The sequence below is a fragment of the Haloarcula sediminis genome, assembly GCF_035656455.1.
GTDB lineage: Archaea > Halobacteriota > Halobacteria > Halobacteriales > Haloarculaceae > Haloarcula > Haloarcula sediminis.
The window spans coordinates 957,822-973,988 of sequence record NZ_JAYMGA010000001.1; the positions used below are offsets into that span (position 1 = coordinate 957,822).

The window sequence follows — 16,167 nt, forward strand, 5'->3', positions numbered from 1 at the left end:
CCAGGGTCTGTATGGCCTCCGCACCGCAGCTACTTACAGCGGTACTACAGATGGGACCTGCCTCGGGCCCACAGATGGACCCGGTCGCAAGTCCCTTCCTCAATCTGGCCGGAAGCGCCGTCGGCGCCTTCCTCACCACGCTCGTCGTCGGCGGAATCTTGGTCGCCGTCGTCCCGGAGTACACCGAACGCAAGATGCAGACGCTGCTCGACGAGCCGGTCGGTTCGTTCATCTACGGCCTCGTCTCGCTGATTTTCTTCGCCCTCGTGGTTTTCGTGCTCGTCATCACCATCTTCGGTATCTTCATCGCGATTCCGCTCGTGCTGGTGTTGTACATCGTCTGGGCCGTCGGCGTGTCCATCGCCTTTCTCGCTATCGGTGAGCGACTCGTCGGGCGCGAGGACGGCTGGGCGAAGCCCCTGCTCGTCGGGGCCGGTATCAACGGCGCGCTGACGCTGACCGGTATCGGCGGTATCCTGACCCTCGCCATCGGCGCGGCCGGCTTCGGTGCCGTCCTGCGGGACTATCTGGGGTGAGACGTTGTAGACTACGCGAGGGCTTCTCAGTCCCCAAGTGTGACTGGTTTAGACCCCACTCGTGGCTTCCGCGTCTCTCGTTCACGGCAGATAGCCGGTGAAGATATTGAACCACGGTCGGAGCGAAGCTCCACCCTGGAAACCCCGACAGAACGTCCATCTACTCGCGAGTCCGCTCGCCGGAAAACAAGCCGGTGGAGGGATTTGAACCCTCGGCCTAATCCTTACGAAGGATTCGCTCTGCCAGTCTGAGCTACACCGGCGCGTTGGCACACTCGACCAAGCACACGTTCCGACAGCACGTCTACAGTGTGCCACTCGGCATTACAGGGTAGTGCCGATAACCGCAATAAGGATTGCGAATCGGCACCGTCCTCACGCCAGTTTCGTACCGACGATAGTGACGGGAACTGGCGACTCCAGTAGCACCTGCTGGGAGACGCTCCCGAATATGACCTTGCCCGTCGGGGAGCGCTTTCGCGACCCCATGGCGATGTGGTCGACATCGTGTTCCTCGGCCATATCGAGGATGCCGTCGGCCGGCGGGAGCCGCCCCGCGGCGAGTGTCACGTCGTAGTCACGCTCTTCGAGGTAGTCACGCGCGAGCGTGACCGTCTCGATGTCGGTCAGACTGTCGAGTTCCTCCGGGTCCTCGACGTCGTCCGGCGGCATCGCATGGGTGACGACGACCTCGATGTTCGTCGCATCGGTCGGCAGGTCCTCGACGAAGGCGGCCTGCCCGCGGGCGCGATCCGGGTCTGTGTCGACGGGAAGGAGTATCCGGTACATGATATCCGAGGGACCGTCGGGTCCCGTTACACGGAAATTCAACTGCTGTCCCCGTAACTTTTGTCACTCCGGCGGGTTCAGCGGTGTATCCGAGCGTCGATAACGACATTGTGCTCGCCGGGCGCGTACGACCGCACGGTCCGGCGGGTCTCGACACTGACGTTGTACTCTGGTTCGGCCGCCGCGCGTATCGCCCGCTCGCCCGGGCCGAACGGGTCCGTGTCGGGCTGGATGTCGTAGTAGTGTATCGTGCAGTCGTCGCCGGCCAGCGCGACCGCCGTCGCCAGAAAGTCATCGGCGCTGTGTGGGAGGTTCATCACGACGCGGTCGGCCCATCCCTCGTACTCCGGCGCGACTGCTCGGACATCGCCGGCCCTGGCCGTGATGCGGTCTGTGACGCCGTTGCGCTTTGCGTTCCGGCGGAGAGACTCGATAGCACTCTCGTTGATGTCCGTCCCGACACAGGTCGCGCCCCGCTTTGCGAACGGGACGACGAAGGGACCGACGCCGGCGAACATGTCGAAGGCGTGCTCGCCCTCCCGGACCTGTTCGACCACCCGGTGGCGCTCGGTCGCCAGCCGCGGGGAGAAATACACCTCGGCGAGGTCGAGTTCGAACGCACAGCCGTACTCCCGGTGGAGGACCTCGGTCGTGTCCCCGGCCAGGACCTCCCAGTCGCGGACCCGCTCGGTGCCCTTTACCTTCGAGGCGCGGTTCAACACCCCCTCGACGGGCAAATCGGAGGCGACGATGGCGTCGGCTATCCGCTGGGCCCGGTCGGGGTCGTCCTCGTCGATGATGACCAGATCGCCCAGTCGCTCGTAGCTCGGGTCAAATCCCAGCTCGTCGGCGGGCATGGTCTGGCCCTCCCGGACGGGCGCGTCGAACTCGACGACATCGAAAGCGTCCGGCACCGCAGCGGGCTCGGTCACCGGGATGTACAGCGCGCCCTCTTCGACGGTGATATCGTAGCCGTCGTCGATGGCATCCGCCTCGGCGAGGCGCTCTCGGGTCGCCTCGCCCTCTGTGACGGCCACACGAACGCAGGGAACGCCCATACCTCCTCTCTCCCGCCGCCAGCGGTAAGCCTGACGCTTCGCGTCCTTTATGGCCCGCGCCGACCCACTCCGGGTATGCTCACCTTCGTCGGTCTCGGCCTCTACGACGAGCGTTCGGTCACTATCGACGGCCGGGACGCTATCCGCGGGGCCGACCGCGTCTTCGCGGAGTTTTACACCAGCCGCCTCGTCGGAACGGACCTCGACTCGCTGGAGCGGTTCCACGACACCACCATCGAGGTCCGTGACCGGGCCGGCGTCGAACGGGACCCTGAACCGGTTCTCGACGCCGCCGAGACGGCCGACGTCGTCTTCCTCACGGCGGGCGATACCATGGTCTCGACGACCCACACCGACCTCCGCGTCCGGGCCGAAGAGCGCGGTATCGAGACCCGCATCGTCCACGGGACGACCGCACAGACGGCCGCCGGCTCGCTCACCGGCCTCCAGAACTACCGCTTCGGGAAGGCGACGACGCTGCCCTTCGAGAAGGCCCACGGCGGCGACGGCGTCCCGGACAGCGTCGTCGCGACAATAGAGGACAACCGCGAGCGCGACCTCCACACGCTCGTCTACCTCGACATCAAGGTCGACGACCCCCACTGGGCCGAGAGCGACGACACGTACATGACTGCCGACCAGGCGGCTCAGCTACTCAGCGTCGAGTTCCCCGACCAACTCGCCGTCGTCGTCGCCCGGGCCGGGAGTCCCGACCCCCTCGTCGTCGCCGACACGCTGGCGAATCTCGCCGCCCGTGACTTCGGCGACCCGCTCCATCTGCTCGTGATACCCGGCGAACTACACCCAGTCGAGGACGAGGCACTGTCCGCTATCACCGACGCCTAGTCGTCGCTCGGTGTCGCGGCGTCGTCCGTGTCAGCGCTCGCGTCGAACGCCGCCGCAAGGTCGTACTCGTTGCCGGTCACCAGGAAGAGGAGGTCATCGACCAGCACCGTTATCTCCGGGAGTTCCCGCACCAGGAAGTACGTAATCGCCACGAGAGCGACGACTGAACCCGTCTGTGCGAGGATGCGGTCCGCCACGTAATACGACACCATCTGGGGGTCTTCGATGCTGAACAGCGCCATCACCAGCCCCGGGAGTATTTGCATCCGCTGTTCGCCAAAGGAGACCGCGATGAACACGTTCCGAAACAGGTTCAACACGTAGATGACCGACACCGCCATCGCCAGCGCGCGGAGTTTGCGCCGCCAGGGCGCCGACACTGCCAGGACGCCGCCCGCGAAGATAGCGATGCTCCCGATGCCGGTACAGGCCAGTATGATCGTATACGTTATCGGCTGTGAGTTGCCCTCGAACCAGAACGTGCTCTCGTAGGGGTACGGCTTGTCGGCTATCGGGATGCCATTGTGCGACAGCCCGCCGACGACCAGCGGATCGAGTCCCAGAAGCGACAGCAGGAACGCCGTCTGGTCGGCGACCGATTCCACGATGACCTGTCGCAACGGCCCGATAGTGAGGAAAGGGACGTACACCAGACCCATCACGCCAATCGCTCGCGTGAGGACGAACAGCGAGTCCCGGCCCCGCCATAGCTGGTAGCCCGCCCACACCGACAGCGGCACCGCGGCGAAGCTACCGACCCCCTCGATGAGACTCTTCTGTGTCAGCGTGAAATGCGGGAGCAACACCAGCCAGAACGCGCCGAAGGCGACCCAGCCAGCCACGGCGATCCGACGAGCCCACTCCGTGTCGTACCGACCCACCACGGCACTGCCCAGAAACGCCGCGAGGACCACCCACATCAGGGGTTCCGACCACACGAGCGGGTCGAAGGTGACCCCGCCCAGGGAAACAGTCGACTGGATCACGGGGAGATTCATTGCCCTATCTTTGCCAATCCGGCCTAAATGCTTTGTCGTTAGCCACGCGGTGGTGTTTAGTGTAGCGGCAGTTGGTGATGAGAGCTAGAACGCTACGTCTGTTGCTGCTGACCAGCCGGCAGGAGAGACTTCAGCACGCTGTTTTCACCCGTACTGAGCGTACGTGTGTGCCGGCCTCTCGGCGCTGTCGCTACCGGGCGAGCACGAAAAAAGTTCGAAAGTCAAGGACGGGGCGGTCCCGTTAGTTGTTGCGTCGGACTGCGAGCAGGGCAGCAGCGACGAGGGCGATGAGAGCGAGCGCGGCCGTGAAGCCGGGACCGCTACCGCCGGTTGCGGTTGCGGTGTCGTCGCCGCCATCAGCCGTTTCGGTGTCCGTCGCCGTTGCCGTGTCCGTGTCCATGTCCGGCGTGTCCGTGTCCGGCGTGTCCGTGTCCATGTCCGGCGTGTCCGTGTCCGTGTCCGGCGTGTCCGTCACGGGCGTGCCAGTGGCTTCGACGAGTCGACCGTCGTATTCGTCAGCACTGCTGACGTCCTCGATGGTCGCGGTGAACTCGGAGCCGGCGTTGTTCTGACTGAAGTCAGCGACAGCGGTGAAGGTGCCGTCCTGCTGGACGGTCCCCTCGGGCCGCTTGACGAACGGGTCACCGCTCGTGTCGCTGTCGAGCGTGAGCTCGACGTCAGTGCCGGGTGCGAGGTTGGTGTCACCGGTCACTTCCTGACCAGCCGCGGCTTCGAGAACGATCTCGTCGTCCGCGTTGGTGTCGAGTTCTGCCTCGGGGTCTTCGATGTCGAAGCTACCAGTGACGGAGACAGAGTCGTCGACGAGGTCAGTGTTTTCGTCGGAGACCGTGAAGTTCGCGGTGTACTCGTCACCGTCTTCGTATTCGAGCACACCGGCGTCCTTCAGCACAGCGCTATCGATGACCACGTAGTGGGCATCGTTCTCGCCGTCGTACAGGACCGAGTACGAACCGGAACTGAGATTGGCGATGTTAGCGCTCTGGTCCTCCTGGTTCGGGACGGAGTCACCCTCGAACGTCAGGTTGAAGATGTCTCCCGAAGCGGACGCCTGGGTGTACATGTCGGTCGTCTCGCCCTGGAGGGCGCCCTCGAGACCGGAGGCTTCGACCTGCACGACAACCGTGTCGCCTTCCGCGACGGTGTCGGCCTGGGTCAGGTTACCTGCCTGTGAGTAGGCGGAGACATCCTCGGCGTCCGCGTCGAAGAGCTCGCTGTCTTCGGGTGCAGTCCAGGTCTGCAGGTTGTCGATGGATGCGTCCGTCAGGTCAAGCGTCGCTCGCGAGTCGGACGACTCGGTGATGTTGCCGCCTGGGAAGCCTGCTTCGACGAACAGGTTGTAGTCGCCCGAGTCGAGGATGTCGCTACCAGTCGGCTCGTTACCGTTGAATGAGCCCGAGTCGTTACGGCGGTCGTCGAGTTCCGTATCGTCGTCACCGGCGGTCAGCGTCGTCTCCTGGAGGCTCTGGTTCCCAGCGGTGAAGCTGTTGAACTCGACGTACGCGACGCCGTCTTCGTCGTCGTCGGTGACATCAGCGATGATGGAGTAACCGCTCTCGTCGACCTCACCGACCTGCAGGGTCGCCTCGTCGGTGTTGGACATCTCGACCGAGATGTTGACAACGTCACCGCGCTGGTCGGCGTAGACGTTGTCACCGAAGTTGGCTTCCGAATCACCGGTGTCGGTGACCTCTATCTCGTCCGAGTCAGACGCGTCGGCGTCCGTCACGTTCGCTTCGAACGTGTAGGTGTCAGCGTCGACATCGGTGAAGTTGAGGTCGTAGGTAGTTTCGGCGGTATCGGACGGACCAGATTCGTTGATTTCGACGATGTCGTCGTCCTCATCAACAATCTGGACATCAGCATCGTCTTCGAAGATGTCCACGAGGTCCTCCGCGTCTAGGCCTTCTGCCGAGACGTTGACCTTGTAGTCGTTTCGGACATCGGATGCAATCTCGTATTCCACGGTGGCGTCGCCGCCGTCGTTACCGACCGAATCGTCCTCGAATTCGGCGGTCAGGTCCTGCGTGACGACCTCGAACTGGTCGTTGGTAACGGAGTTGTTGCCGTCACCGTCGAGGTCAATTGGGTTGTTCGTACTGGTAGCCGGGACGATGACGAACGTACCTTCACTCAGTCGTCCGTCAAGGTCGAACGATTCTCCGGCCGTAACCGTCCGGCGGAGCTGGCCAACTCTGTCGGAGTCTCCACTGGTGTCGACCGTTCGAACCTCATAATCATTTCCTGACGAAACACCGGCTATACTAGTTGAGAGTACTACTTCTTGGCCGCCGTAGTACGTCTCAGTGCCTACGTTTCCTGCGGATTGTGCAGCGGCACTCCCGGAGAGCGCGACGGTCCCGGCGAACACCGAGAAGACCATCAGCGCAGCCAGGATTAAGCTGCGAAACTTGTCTGAATTGCTTGTCATAGTTTTGTTGGTTGCTATCGGGCGGCGTCAGCCGTTTTCCACGTGGTCGGAACGCGGTCGCCGCGACCGCGCATAGACCGAACCGGTGTACTCACTTCTGGCGCCATGGGTAGGGGTACGCATGTAACCTAAGTCGGATGTTATAAATGCTTTGTGGTCAGCAGTGTGGGATGTCAGATTTTACCACACCCGAAATCGGGTCCGACAGCGCCTCCTGTGGCAGTATAAGGGCTTTGTGGTAATTTACGGATTAGTGTCATTCGCGCGTCTGACGGCATGGGTTCAAGTACCACGATAGAACAGAACTGTTCCGCTGGTAGTTCCGGTACAGTTCGTCTTCCCATCGCACACACGCGAGGCGACGGTTAGCGGCACAACGGTTACTCGGTCACGACAACGTCGACATCGGTGAGGGCGTGTACCGGCTCTGTATCGAAGTCGTTGCTGTTGTGCGTGACGAACGTCGCCCCTTCGTTGTGCGCGGTTGCGAGGTTTAACAGATCGATAGCGTCGAGAGATAACCCTTGGGACTGAAGCCGGTCCTGTAGATACGCGGCTTCAAGCGCCGCGTCGTCGGAAAAATCCAGTATCCGGTCAAAATCGGACCGTAAGCGCCGCTGTACCCGTAACATCTCCTGTCGGGAGTCCTGTGCTTTGTACGACTCCCATGCGACAATCGAGGGAACGGTCCACTCCTCGCCCCGGTACCGTTTGAGGTGGTCGATTACCTCCGGATTCGATTCGACAAGCTTGACGAGTATATCCCGGTCGAGAACGATCATTCAGTGCGGCGCTCCAGCGATTCGTTCAGTTCTTCGTGGGCCTCCCGCGTCCGCTCGCCGAAGTCGTCACCACCGATTTCACTGAGTGACTCGGCGATCGCCTCCACGTCTTTCTCGCTCCGGCTGAGCCGATCCAGCAGGTCGTTAAACGTCTCGTCGTCCCGTTTCAGGTCCCGAAGCCGTTCTTTCACCTCATCGGAGACGCGAATCGTGCTCATATGTATACACAGTGTACGAAATCCCGTAGGCGTTTTGGTCACACGCCTGGGCACCATCGACAGACCAGTGTCGGTGTCAAACAGACATTGAGTTCAGATACGGTGTATCGCTACTCCACGGGTCGCTTCGCTCCCCGTTCCGTCGAGGAATCTCACTGCGTTCGATTCCTCGCTACTCCTCCGCGGTTCCCTACGGTCACCGCTCCGATACGAGACTTCTCGCGATGCTCGAAGTCTCGCTACTCCCGAACGATCTCGACTTCGTGTCCGTCGGGGGACTTGGTGAAGGCATAGCGGTCGTCACAGCTCTCGGGGTCGCGGTAGTCCTCGGCGTTGCGCTGCATGAGCGACTCCCAGGTGTCGTGGAGGTCGTCGGTGCTGACCGCGACGTGGCCCCAGGCGTCGCCCAGTTCGTAACTGCGGCCGTCGTAGTTGTAGGTCAGCTCGACCGACATCGCCTCGTCGGCGGCATCGCGGGGCTTGAGGAAGTACAGGGCAAAGGAGGAGTGTTCGGAGCGGCGGAACATCTCGTAGTCGAGTTTCCGGGTGAACCAGCCGATGGCCTCGTCGGCGTTCTCAACCCGCAACATCGTGTGGTCGAGGCTCCACTTCGCGCCGTGGTCCCGCTCGACGATTTCGACCTCGTGGCCGTCGGGGTCCTTGACGAAGGCGTACGACCCGCCACAGGAGTCGGGGTCGCGGTGGTCCTCGACGCCGGCGTCCATCAGCTCCTCGTAGGCATCGTAGACGTCCTCGACCCGAACGGCGATGTGACCCCACGCGTCCCCGTGCGTGTACGTGCGGTCATCGTGGTTGTACGTCAGTTCGAGGAGCGCCCCCTCGTCGTGGACATCCTCGGGACCGAGGAAGACGTTCGTGAACGTGTCGGCCTCCCAGCGGCTCTTTTCCTCGTAGTCCAGATACTCCTGGTACCAGTCGAGCGACGCTTCGAGATCTTCGACACGCATCATCGTATGGTCGAGTGTCAGCATGGTCGAACCGTCGTCCCGAACGGCGAAAAGCGTATCGACGGCCTCTGTCACGCGCTGCTCTCGCCGGCGCCAAACAGCGGCCAGTAGTACCACCAGACCGCCGCCAGCATCGCCACCGTCCCGACGGGCAGTGCAACGTACCCCAGTCGGCGGTTGAAGCCGACGAGGACCCCGACCTGTGAGAGCACCGCACCGACCAGCGACAGCGCCGTGATGCGGGGGTCTTCCCGCCAGACGACCCCCGAGACGGCGCTCGCGAGCGCGATGAGATACAGCAACACACCGGTCCGCCAGGCCACGATGAACGATGGGAGACCGGCGGTAAAGCGGACGAAGAAGTCATAGATCGAGACGAACTGGAGCGGGTTCGTGTTCACCAGCCCGGCCGGGAACAGCAGCGTCAGCTCGCTCCCGATGACGAGGACCGTCCACGGGGACAGCCCCAGCAGGGCGACGACGGCGAGACGACGCCGCGTAGCAGCGACCATACCGGACAGGAGGACTACGAACGGATAAGCGTACGCTCGTACGTGCGCGAGCGCCGAAACGGGAAAGATTATGCCGCGGACTCGTCACCGGCGGGCGATGATTCGCAACACGTCCTCGTCGGCCAGTTCGTGGTCCCGGCCGACCTGCTGTTCGTCGTGTTTGGCGCTCGGTCCGGTCACCCGGGCAAAGCGGAATCGCTCGTCGAAGCTCCCGCCCAGCTTCTCACAGGCGTCGTCGACGGTAGCTCCCTCCCGGAGAATCAGTGGCTCCTCGCGGTCGACGCCCCGACCCGGCTTGTCCATGTAGATCCGGATGAGTCCGAGCTCGTCCCAGATCCGCTCGACAAGCCCGTCCAGGCCTTTCTCCTTCTCTGCGCTGATGAAGATGGCCTCGTCGGGGTCGATATCGCGCTCCTCCAGTTCGGCCTCCACGGTCGACACGTAGTCGGGCTCGATGAGGTCTGCCTTGTTGACCGCGACGATAGAGGGGAGGTAGACGCGGTTGTCCATCACGCCGTCGACGAGCCGGTCGATGTCGACGGACTCGCCGATGGTGACGTCGGCGTTGACGTAGCCGTGCTCGCGCAGGACGCCCTTGATGGTCTCCTCTTCCAGTTCGAGATCGGCGGCCTTGTTGATAGAGAGCCCGTCTTTCCCCTTCTTCCGGATGTTGACCCGCGGGGGCTCTTCGTCGAGGCGGATCTTGTTCTGGTACAGCTCCTCGCTCAGGCGGTCGTACTGGTCGATGTCGAACACCGACACCATGAAGACGATGAGGTCCGCGGTCCGGACGACCGACAGCACCTCCTGCCCGCCGCCGCGACCTCCTGCCGCCCCCTCGATGAGCCCGGGAACGTCGAGAATCTGGATGTTCGCTCCCTTGTGTTTGAGCATCCCCGGATAGACGTCAAGCGTCGTGAACTCGTAGGCGCCGGTCTCGGACTCGGCGTTTGTCAGCGCGTTCAACAGCGTCGACTTCCCCACGCTGGGGAACCCAACCAAGGCGACCGTGGCGTCGCCGTGTTTCTCGACGCCGTAGCCGCCGCCTCCGCCCGACCCGGACTGTTGTTCTAGCTTCTCCTTTTTCTCCGCGAGCTTCGATTTCAACCGACCGATATGCGCCTCTGTCGACTTGTTGTAGGGCGTACTGGCGATTTCGTCTTCGAGTTCCTGAATCTCCTCTTCGAGCCCCATCGTGTGTACGTCGGCCGCGCACGCCGAATAAGGCTTTCTTCCCTCGCCGACGCCGGCCCCGGCAGCGCCGGACCAAAGTCGGGTGCGAGCAAAGATTTCGACACACCTATAGGAAGTCCGGTACCAGCATCCGGTAATGATGAACGCGGACCGATTCCGTGACAGCACGCAGATTCTGTTACCTGCGGGTGCGCTCAACGGGATTCGCGGGGAGCTGGAATCCCGCTTTACCGTCACCGTCCGCACCGAGGACGAACAGGTCCGTATCATCGGCTCCCCCGTCGAAATCAAAGACGCCGGCGATTTCCTCGCGATGAACGGCGTTACCTTCGCCTGAACCTTTTTCGGCGTCGGGTCGCCTCCGGCGACCGCTCCTTGAAAAACGTTCATGAAAAAGCCCGGACGCGAGCGGAGCGAGCGTCCGGGGAAACCGCTCGCCACAGGCGAGCGGTACGCTACTGGGACAGCACCGCATCCACACTGCTTCAACCGTGTGTCGCCCTCACGCGGCGTCCCCCGAAACGCAATCCTTTAAACCGCCTAGCGGGATTGCTCGTACATGGCTGGAACTATCGAAGTGCTCGTTCCCGGCGGGCAGGCCAACCCTGGCCCGCCCCTCGGTCCCGAGCTGGGTCCGACCCCCGTGGACGTGCAGGCAGTCGTGCAGGATATCAACGACCAGACGGAAGCGTTCGACGGGACGGAAGTCCCGGTCACCGTCAACTACGACGACGACGGGAGCTTCACCATCGAGGTCGGTGTCCCGCCGACGGCCGAACTCGTCAAGGACGAGGCCGGCTTCGACACCGGCAGCGGCGAGCCCCACGAGGAGTTCGTGGCGAATCTCACCGTCGACCAGGTCATGCAGATAGCCGAGCAAAAGCAGTCCGACCTGCTCGCCTACGACCTCAAAAACGCCGCCAAGGAGGTCGTCGGCACCTGTGCCTCCCTGGGCGTCACCATCGAGGGCAACGACCCCCGAGAGTTCAAAGAGCGCATCGACGGCGGCGAGTACGACGATCAGTTCGCCGCGCAGGCGTCGGCGTAAGTCGGCCCATATCTGCGGTCTTTTCCGGATTCGCCGCCCGTGAGCGGCGCCGCTGTCCGGTCGCCACTCCCTTCGGAGGGCGGTTCGACGGGTTTAAGTTTCCGATAGGCTTCTTCTCCGACGAGACAGGCATCCGCCTGTTTCACTGACCCGTAGAAGCCGTTTGGCGTACTACGGAGGTGAACAATGGCAGACCAGGAAATTGAGAACGCAGTCTCTCGCGCACTCGAAGAGGCACCTGAGCGGAACTTCCGCGAAACGGTCGACCTCGCCGTGAACCTGCGCGACTTAGACCTTAACGACCCGTCGAACCGCGTCGACGAGTCCGTCGTTCTTCCCGCTGGCACCGGACAGGAGACCACCATTGTGGTCTTCGCCGAGGGCGAGACAGCCCTTCGTGCCGAGGAAGCCGCAGACGACGTACTCGACGAGGACGAACTCGCAGAGCTTGGCGACGACGACGATGCCGCCAAGGATCTGGCCGATGACACTGACTTCTTCATCGCGGAGAAAGGCATGATGCAGGACATCGGTCGCTATCTGGGGACCGTCCTCGGTCCGCGCGGGAAGATGCCGGAACCGCTCGACCCCGACGACGACGTCGTCGAGGTCGTCAACCGAATGAAAAATACCGTGCAGCTTCGCAGCGGCGAGCGTCGGACCTTCCACACCCGCGTGGGTGCCGAGGACATGTCCGCCGAGGACATCTCGGACAACATCGACGTCATCGTCCGCCGCCTGCACGCAGACCTAGAGAAGGGGCCGCTCAACGTCGACACCATCTACGTGAAGACGACGATGGGCCCCGCTGTGGAGGTGGCCTGATATGAGCGCCGAAGGCGAGCGCAAGACGGAGACCATCCCACAGTGGAAGCAAGAGGAAGTCGACGACATCGTCGAGATGATCGAGTCCTACGACTCGGTCGGCGTCGTCAACATCGCCGGGATTCCGTCCCGACAGCTCCAGGACATGCGCCGTGACCTCCACGGCACCGCGGAGCTTCGCGTCTCCCGGAACACGCTGCTGGTCCGCGCCCTCGAAGCGGTCAACGACGGCCTCGAAGGGCTGACCGAACACATCGCCGGCCAGGTCGGGCTCATCGGTACCGACAGCAACCCCTTCTCGCTGTACCAGGAACTCGAAGCGTCGAAGACGCCCGCACCCATCGGTGCCGGCGAGATCGCCCCGAACGACATCGTCGTTCCCGAGGGCGACACCGGCGTCGACCCCGGGCCCTTCGTCGGCGAGCTCCAGTCCATCGGCGCGGACGCTCGCATCCAGGAAGGGTCGATTCAGGTCCTCTCGGACTCCACCGTGCTCGAAGCGGGCGAGGAGGTCTCACAGGACCTCGCGAACGTCCTCAACGAGCTCGGCATCGAACCCAAGGAGGTCGGCCTCGACCTCCGTGGGGTCTTCTCCGACGGCGTACTCTTTGCCCCCGAGGAGCTGGAGATCGACGTCGAGGAGTACGAGCAAGACATCGCCGCGGCCGCGAGCCGGGCGTTCAACCTCTCGGTCAACGCCGAGTACCCGACCGCGACCACGCTCCCGACGATGCTCCAGACCGCGACCGGCGACGCCAAGAGCCTCGCGCTCTCGGCCGCCATCGAGGACCCCGAGGTCGTCCCCGACCTCATCAGCAAGGCCGACGCACAGCTGCGTGCGCTGGCTGGTGCCATCGACGACCCTGACGCGCTGCCCGAGGAGCTCCAGGACGTGGAGCCCGCGCCGGCAGCAGACGAACAGACAGACGACCAGACCGAGGACACCGACTCCGAGGACGACGCCGACGACGCCGAGGCTGAGACGGACGAGGCCGAGGACGACGATGACGAGGACGCCGGCGACGCGCTCGGAGAGATGTTCTAACCACACCAACACAGAACAATGGAATACGTTTACGCTGCACTCATCCTGAACGAATCGGGCGACGAAATCAACGAAGAGAACCTCACGAACGTGCTCGAGGCCGCCGGCGTCTCCGTCGAGGAGTCCCGCGTCAAGGCCCTCGTGGCCGCCCTCGAGGACGTCGACATCGAGGAGGCCGTCGAGCAGGCCGCCGCCGCACCGGTGCCCGCCAGTGGCGGCGCCGCACCCGCCGAGGGTGGCGACGACGAAGCCGACCACGACGAGCCGTCCGAGGAAGAGGTCGCCGAAGCAGAGGAAGAAGACGACGATGACGACGACGACGAGGCAGACGGCGAGGGCCTCGGCGAACTCTTCGGCTAATCCGGTCGACTCCAACCAGCGATTTTTTCGACGCCACCGCCCAGCGACAGCGCCGCCCACACTGTGGGACCGCTCGGCGACCCCGTCCTCACTGAAGTTCAAATACCTGCGGGCGTCCACCCCCCGCCATGCTCCCGGTCAGGTTCGCGGCCGACCCCGTCGGCGTCGTCGCCCTGCTCGCGGCCATCGTCGGGGGCATCGGACTCGGGACGGTAAGTGGGCTGGTCCCCGGCCTGCACGCCAACACGCTCGCGCTCCTGCTGGCGGGGGCGGCCGGGTCGGTCCCGGGCCCGCGAGTGTACGTCGGCGCGGCGATGCTGGCCGCGGGGGTGACCCACACCTTTCTCGACGTGGTGCCGGCGCTGGCCCTGGGCGTGCCGGACCCGGCGATGGCCGCCGGCGCGTTGCCCTCCCACCGGCTGGTCATCGAGGGGCGGGGCCGGGAGGCACTCCGGCTCTCGGCGCTGGGAAGCGGCGGGGCCGTCGTGCTGGCGGTCCCGCTTGCCGTCCCCGTGACGTGGCTGATGGTCCGTGTGTATCCGCTCGTCACCACACACCTTCCGCTCGTGCTCGGCGGTATCGCCGCTCTGCTTGTCCTCTCGGAACCGGGGTGGCGTCGGCGGAGCGGTGCGACACTTTCGCTGGGCGCGAGCGGCGGGCTCGGCCTCGCCGTCCTCGATGCGCCGGTCGCGGGGGCGCTCCCCGTCACGGACGTGCTGGTCCCGGTGTTTTCGGGGCTGTTTGGCGCACCGGTGTTGCTGGCGGCCATCGAGGGCGCGGGCGTCCCACCGCAGTCGGGCGCGACGGTCACGACGCCGCCCCGGACCGTCGCCACACTGGCGACAGTCGGGACGCTGTGTGGGGCGGCGGTCGGCTATCTCCCGGGCGTCTCCAGCGCCGTCGCCGCGACGCTGGCGCTCGGGCTGACAAGCCAGCGCGGCCCGCGGGCGTTCGTCGTGACGACCAGCGGCGTCAACACGGCCACCGCGGTCTTCGCACTGTTCGCGCTGATGGTGTTTGGCGACCCCCGGACCGGCGTACTGGTAGCGCTAGACCGGGCCGGCGTCCCGCTTGCGCTCCCGTCGCTGCTTGCGGCAGTGGCCATCTCGGCGGTTGCCGGCGCGCTCCTGGTGCCCCACCTCGGCGATCGCTATCTCCGGACAGTCGGGCGGCTGGACCCGGCCAGGCTCTCGGTCGGTGTCCTCGTGGGCCTGCTGGGGCTGTCGGCCGTCTTCGCGGGGCCGCTTGGCGTCGGTATCTTCGCTGTCGCGACGCTGGTGGGCCACCTGCCACCGACGACGGGGTGTCGGCGGGCGACGCTCATGGGGGTATTGCTGGTCCCGCTTGCCCTATAGGTAGTCGCGCCGTCGGAAGTGCAAGAGCATGATGGCGCCCATCAACAGCATACCGAGCATCGCGGCCGGGTAGCCGTACCGCCAGCCCAGCTCCGGCATGTTGTAGGGCCCGCCGGCGAAGTTCATCCCGTAGATGCCGGCGACGAAGGTAAGTGGGATGAAGATGGTCGCGACGACGGTGAGTCCCTTCATCACCTCGTTGGTCGACTGGGAGACGGTGTTGAGATAGATGTCCCGGGCGCCGCTGACGAGGTCCCGATAGGTCTCGGTCAGGTCGGCGATCTGAACGAGGTGGTCGTAGATGTCCCGGAAGTACTTCTCGGTCTGGGGCCGGACCTGCTTTGGGTCCCCCCGGGCGAGCAGGCCGACGGCCTCGCGGGCCGGCCACACCTGCTTGCGAAAGGAGAGCAGGTCCCGGCGGACGTCGTTTATCTTCTCGATGGTCTCGCTGTCGGTCGAGACCGTCACCTCCTCCTCTATCTCCTCGATGTCGGTCTCTATCTCGTCTAACGCGTCGAAGTAGGCGTCGACGATGACCTCGATGGCGCGGCAGGCAGTGAAGTCCGGTCCCCGCTGGAGCAGCCGCTCGTCGCCGCGTTCGGCCGCGTCCATCACGCGCTGTATCGGTCCGGGTGGGCCGGTACCCAGCGTGACCACCCAGTCGCGGCCGATGAAGATGCCGACGGGCTTGGTCTCGACTTCTTTCTCGAAGGTGGTCTCGCCGGCCGTGAGGCTGATAGCTTTCAGCAGAACGAAGGTGTACTCCCGGAACTCCTCGGTCTTGGCCCGCACGTCGTCGCGCATGTCCTCGATAGCGAGCGGGTGGAGGTCGAAAGCCGACTGGACCGCCGCGACCTCCTCGTCGGTCGCGTCCGCGACGTGGACCCAGGTCGTGCCGGCGGCCCGTCGCGCTTCCGCGAGGTCGTCGTGGGCGACGGCTTCCTCTCCGGCGTAGACCAGCGCCGATATCACGCTGTGGCCTCCGCCGCGTCCGAGCGGCCGACCGCGAGCAGCGTCACCCCGACCATCACCGCCGTCAGCGAAAAGGCGCGCCCGGGAAACGGGGCCGCGACGCCGACGAGATAGCCGACTACCCCACCGGCTGAGAGCGCCAGTCCGGAACCCGAGACGATGTTCATGCGCTCTCAATCGCCGTGGCGGAACAAAAGCGTACTCCCGGCAGC

Annotated in this window: 19 protein-coding genes and 1 tRNA gene; 8 read left to right on the plus strand and 12 right to left on the minus strand. The window is 64.4% G+C overall.

What is annotated here, in order from left to right; all coding sequences use genetic code 11:
- Positions 1-11: 11 nt before the first annotated feature.
- Positions 12-536, plus strand: coding sequence for a hypothetical protein (locus VJ162_RS05155; RefSeq protein ID WP_324662840.1), 525 nt, complete (start codon positions 12-14; stop codon positions 534-536).
- 189 nt (positions 537-725) lie between these two features.
- On the opposite strand, the gene VJ162_RS05160 is transcribed toward VJ162_RS05155, so the two are convergent.
- The 3 genes from VJ162_RS05160 to VJ162_RS05170 all read right to left on the minus strand — a co-directional run bounded on the left by VJ162_RS05160 (position 726) and on the right by VJ162_RS05170 (position 2,383).
- A tRNA-Thr gene (locus VJ162_RS05160) sits at positions 726-799 on the minus strand.
- 112 nt (positions 800-911) lie between these two features.
- Positions 912-1,325: a universal stress protein gene (locus tag VJ162_RS05165; RefSeq protein ID WP_324662842.1), complete on the minus strand. Its 414-nt coding sequence runs from the start codon at positions 1,323-1,325 to the stop codon at positions 912-914.
- Positions 1,326-1,402: 77 nt separating this feature from the next.
- Complete coding sequence (locus VJ162_RS05170; RefSeq protein WP_324662843.1) at positions 1,403-2,383, minus strand: class I SAM-dependent methyltransferase; 981 nt, start codon at positions 2,381-2,383, stop codon at positions 1,403-1,405.
- 75 nt (positions 2,384-2,458) lie between these two features.
- On the opposite strand from VJ162_RS05170, the gene dph5 reads away from it, so the two are divergent.
- Entirely contained in the window at positions 2,459-3,229 is a 771-nt protein-coding gene (dph5, locus tag VJ162_RS05175; protein ID WP_324662844.1) for a diphthine synthase, read from the plus strand.
- On the opposite strand, the gene artA is transcribed toward dph5, so the two are convergent.
- The 7 genes from artA to VJ162_RS05210 all read right to left on the minus strand — a co-directional run bounded on the left by artA (position 3,226) and on the right by VJ162_RS05210 (position 10,350).
- Complete coding sequence (artA, locus tag VJ162_RS05180; protein WP_324662846.1) at positions 3,226-4,227, minus strand: archaeosortase A; 1,002 nt, start codon at positions 4,225-4,227, stop codon at positions 3,226-3,228. The genes dph5 and artA overlap by 4 nt on opposite strands.
- A 241-nt stretch (positions 4,228-4,468) precedes the next feature.
- The gene (locus VJ162_RS05185) at positions 4,469-6,676 is read right to left on the minus strand and encodes a DUF7827 domain-containing protein (RefSeq protein ID WP_324662847.1); all 2,208 of its coding nucleotides are present in this window, start codon (positions 6,674-6,676) and stop codon (positions 4,469-4,471) included.
- A 380-nt stretch (positions 6,677-7,056) separates the two neighbouring features.
- Positions 7,057-7,458 (minus strand): type II toxin-antitoxin system VapC family toxin, encoded by a 402-nt coding sequence (locus tag VJ162_RS05190; RefSeq protein WP_324662848.1) that lies wholly within the window; start codon positions 7,456-7,458, stop codon positions 7,057-7,059.
- A complete protein-coding gene (locus VJ162_RS05195) occupies positions 7,455-7,676 on the minus strand; it encodes a DUF7557 family protein (protein ID WP_324662850.1) in 222 nt (73 codons plus the stop codon). Before VJ162_RS05195 ends, VJ162_RS05190 begins: the two co-directional genes overlap by 4 nt.
- A gap of 239 nt (positions 7,677-7,915) precedes the next feature.
- Positions 7,916-8,668 (minus strand): VOC family protein, encoded by a 753-nt coding sequence (locus VJ162_RS05200; protein ID WP_324662971.1) that lies wholly within the window; start codon positions 8,666-8,668, stop codon positions 7,916-7,918.
- 47 nt (positions 8,669-8,715) lie between these two features.
- Positions 8,716-9,156: a TIGR04206 family protein gene (locus tag VJ162_RS05205; protein WP_324662852.1), complete on the minus strand. Its 441-nt coding sequence runs from the start codon at positions 9,154-9,156 to the stop codon at positions 8,716-8,718.
- Positions 9,157-9,240: 84 nt separating this feature from the next.
- Entirely contained in the window at positions 9,241-10,350 is a 1,110-nt protein-coding gene (locus VJ162_RS05210; protein WP_324662853.1) for an OBG GTPase family GTP-binding protein, read from the minus strand.
- Positions 10,351-10,486: 136 nt separating this feature from the next.
- On the opposite strand from VJ162_RS05210, the gene VJ162_RS05215 reads away from it, so the two are divergent.
- The 6 genes from VJ162_RS05215 to VJ162_RS05240 all read left to right on the plus strand — a co-directional run bounded on the left by VJ162_RS05215 (position 10,487) and on the right by VJ162_RS05240 (position 14,983).
- Positions 10,487-10,687 carry a VNG_1110C family protein gene (locus tag VJ162_RS05215; protein ID WP_324662855.1) on the plus strand — a complete coding sequence of 67 codons (201 nt, stop codon included), beginning with the start codon at positions 10,487-10,489 and terminating at the stop codon, positions 10,685-10,687.
- Between the two features lie 222 nt (positions 10,688-10,909).
- Entirely contained in the window at positions 10,910-11,398 is a 489-nt protein-coding gene (locus VJ162_RS05220) for a 50S ribosomal protein L11 (protein WP_324662857.1), read from the plus strand.
- A 186-nt stretch (positions 11,399-11,584) separates the two neighbouring features.
- A complete protein-coding gene (locus VJ162_RS05225) occupies positions 11,585-12,223 on the plus strand; it encodes a 50S ribosomal protein L1 (RefSeq protein ID WP_324662858.1) in 639 nt (212 codons plus the stop codon).
- 1 nt (position 12,224) lies between these two features.
- Complete coding sequence (locus VJ162_RS05230; protein WP_324662859.1) at positions 12,225-13,268, plus strand: 50S ribosomal protein L10; 1,044 nt, start codon at positions 12,225-12,227, stop codon at positions 13,266-13,268.
- 18 nt (positions 13,269-13,286) lie between these two features.
- Entirely contained in the window at positions 13,287-13,628 is a 342-nt protein-coding gene (rpl12p, locus tag VJ162_RS05235; RefSeq protein WP_324662860.1) for a 50S ribosomal protein P1, read from the plus strand.
- Positions 13,629-13,756: 128 nt separating this feature from the next.
- Positions 13,757-14,983 carry a tripartite tricarboxylate transporter permease gene (locus VJ162_RS05240; protein ID WP_324662861.1) on the plus strand — a complete coding sequence of 409 codons (1,227 nt, stop codon included), beginning with the start codon at positions 13,757-13,759 and terminating at the stop codon, positions 14,981-14,983.
- Here the strand turns inward: VJ162_RS05240 and corA are convergent.
- Complete coding sequence (corA, locus tag VJ162_RS05245) at positions 14,978-15,955, minus strand: magnesium/cobalt transporter CorA (RefSeq protein ID WP_324662862.1); 978 nt, start codon at positions 15,953-15,955, stop codon at positions 14,978-14,980. The two genes, VJ162_RS05240 and corA, sit on opposite strands and share 6 nt — an antisense overlap.
- Positions 15,952-16,122: a hypothetical protein gene (locus tag VJ162_RS05250; RefSeq protein ID WP_324662863.1), complete on the minus strand. Its 171-nt coding sequence runs from the start codon at positions 16,120-16,122 to the stop codon at positions 15,952-15,954. The genes corA and VJ162_RS05250 overlap by 4 nt, the downstream gene beginning before the upstream one ends.
- Positions 16,123-16,167 lie beyond the last annotated feature (45 nt).

What these genes read in the sequence shown, in the direction of transcription:
- VJ162_RS05165 (WP_324662842.1), bottom strand. Translation starts at nt 1,325, where the DNA reads ATGTACCGGATACTCCTTCCCGTCGACACAGACCCGGATCGCGCCCGC.
- VJ162_RS05240 (WP_324662861.1), top strand. Translation starts at nt 13,757, where the DNA reads ATGCTCCCGGTCAGGTTCGCGGCCGACCCCGTCGGCGTCGTCGCCCTG.
- VJ162_RS05210 (WP_324662853.1), bottom strand. Translation starts at nt 10,350, where the DNA reads ATGGGGCTCGAAGAGGAGATTCAGGAACTCGAAGACGAAATCGCCAGT.
- VJ162_RS05250 (WP_324662863.1), bottom strand. Translation starts at nt 16,122, where the DNA reads ATGAACATCGTCTCGGGTTCCGGACTGGCGCTCTCAGCCGGTGGGGTA.
- artA (WP_324662846.1), bottom strand. Translation starts at nt 4,227, where the DNA reads ATGAATCTCCCCGTGATCCAGTCGACTGTTTCCCTGGGCGGGGTCACC.
- VJ162_RS05225 (WP_324662858.1), top strand. Translation starts at nt 11,585, where the DNA reads ATGGCAGACCAGGAAATTGAGAACGCAGTCTCTCGCGCACTCGAAGAG.
- VJ162_RS05200 (WP_324662971.1), bottom strand. Translation starts at nt 8,668, where the DNA reads ATGCTGACACTCGACCATACGATGATGCGTGTCGAAGATCTCGAAGCG.
- VJ162_RS05215 (WP_324662855.1), top strand. Translation starts at nt 10,487, where the DNA reads ATGATGAACGCGGACCGATTCCGTGACAGCACGCAGATTCTGTTACCT.
- VJ162_RS05185 (WP_324662847.1), bottom strand. Translation starts at nt 6,676, where the DNA reads ATGACAAGCAATTCAGACAAGTTTCGCAGCTTAATCCTGGCTGCGCTG.
- rpl12p (WP_324662860.1), top strand. Translation starts at nt 13,287, where the DNA reads ATGGAATACGTTTACGCTGCACTCATCCTGAACGAATCGGGCGACGAA.
- VJ162_RS05220 (WP_324662857.1), top strand. Translation starts at nt 10,910, where the DNA reads ATGGCTGGAACTATCGAAGTGCTCGTTCCCGGCGGGCAGGCCAACCCT.
- VJ162_RS05155 (WP_324662840.1), top strand. Translation starts at nt 12, where the DNA reads ATGGCCTCCGCACCGCAGCTACTTACAGCGGTACTACAGATGGGACCT.
- VJ162_RS05190 (WP_324662848.1), bottom strand. Translation starts at nt 7,458, where the DNA reads ATGATCGTTCTCGACCGGGATATACTCGTCAAGCTTGTCGAATCGAAT.
- VJ162_RS05170 (WP_324662843.1), bottom strand. Translation starts at nt 2,383, where the DNA reads ATGGGCGTTCCCTGCGTTCGTGTGGCCGTCACAGAGGGCGAGGCGACC.
- VJ162_RS05205 (WP_324662852.1), bottom strand. Translation starts at nt 9,156, where the DNA reads ATGGTCGCTGCTACGCGGCGTCGTCTCGCCGTCGTCGCCCTGCTGGGG.
- VJ162_RS05195 (WP_324662850.1), bottom strand. Translation starts at nt 7,676, where the DNA reads ATGAGCACGATTCGCGTCTCCGATGAGGTGAAAGAACGGCTTCGGGAC.
- dph5 (WP_324662844.1), top strand. Translation starts at nt 2,459, where the DNA reads ATGCTCACCTTCGTCGGTCTCGGCCTCTACGACGAGCGTTCGGTCACT.
- VJ162_RS05230 (WP_324662859.1), top strand. Translation starts at nt 12,225, where the DNA reads ATGAGCGCCGAAGGCGAGCGCAAGACGGAGACCATCCCACAGTGGAAG.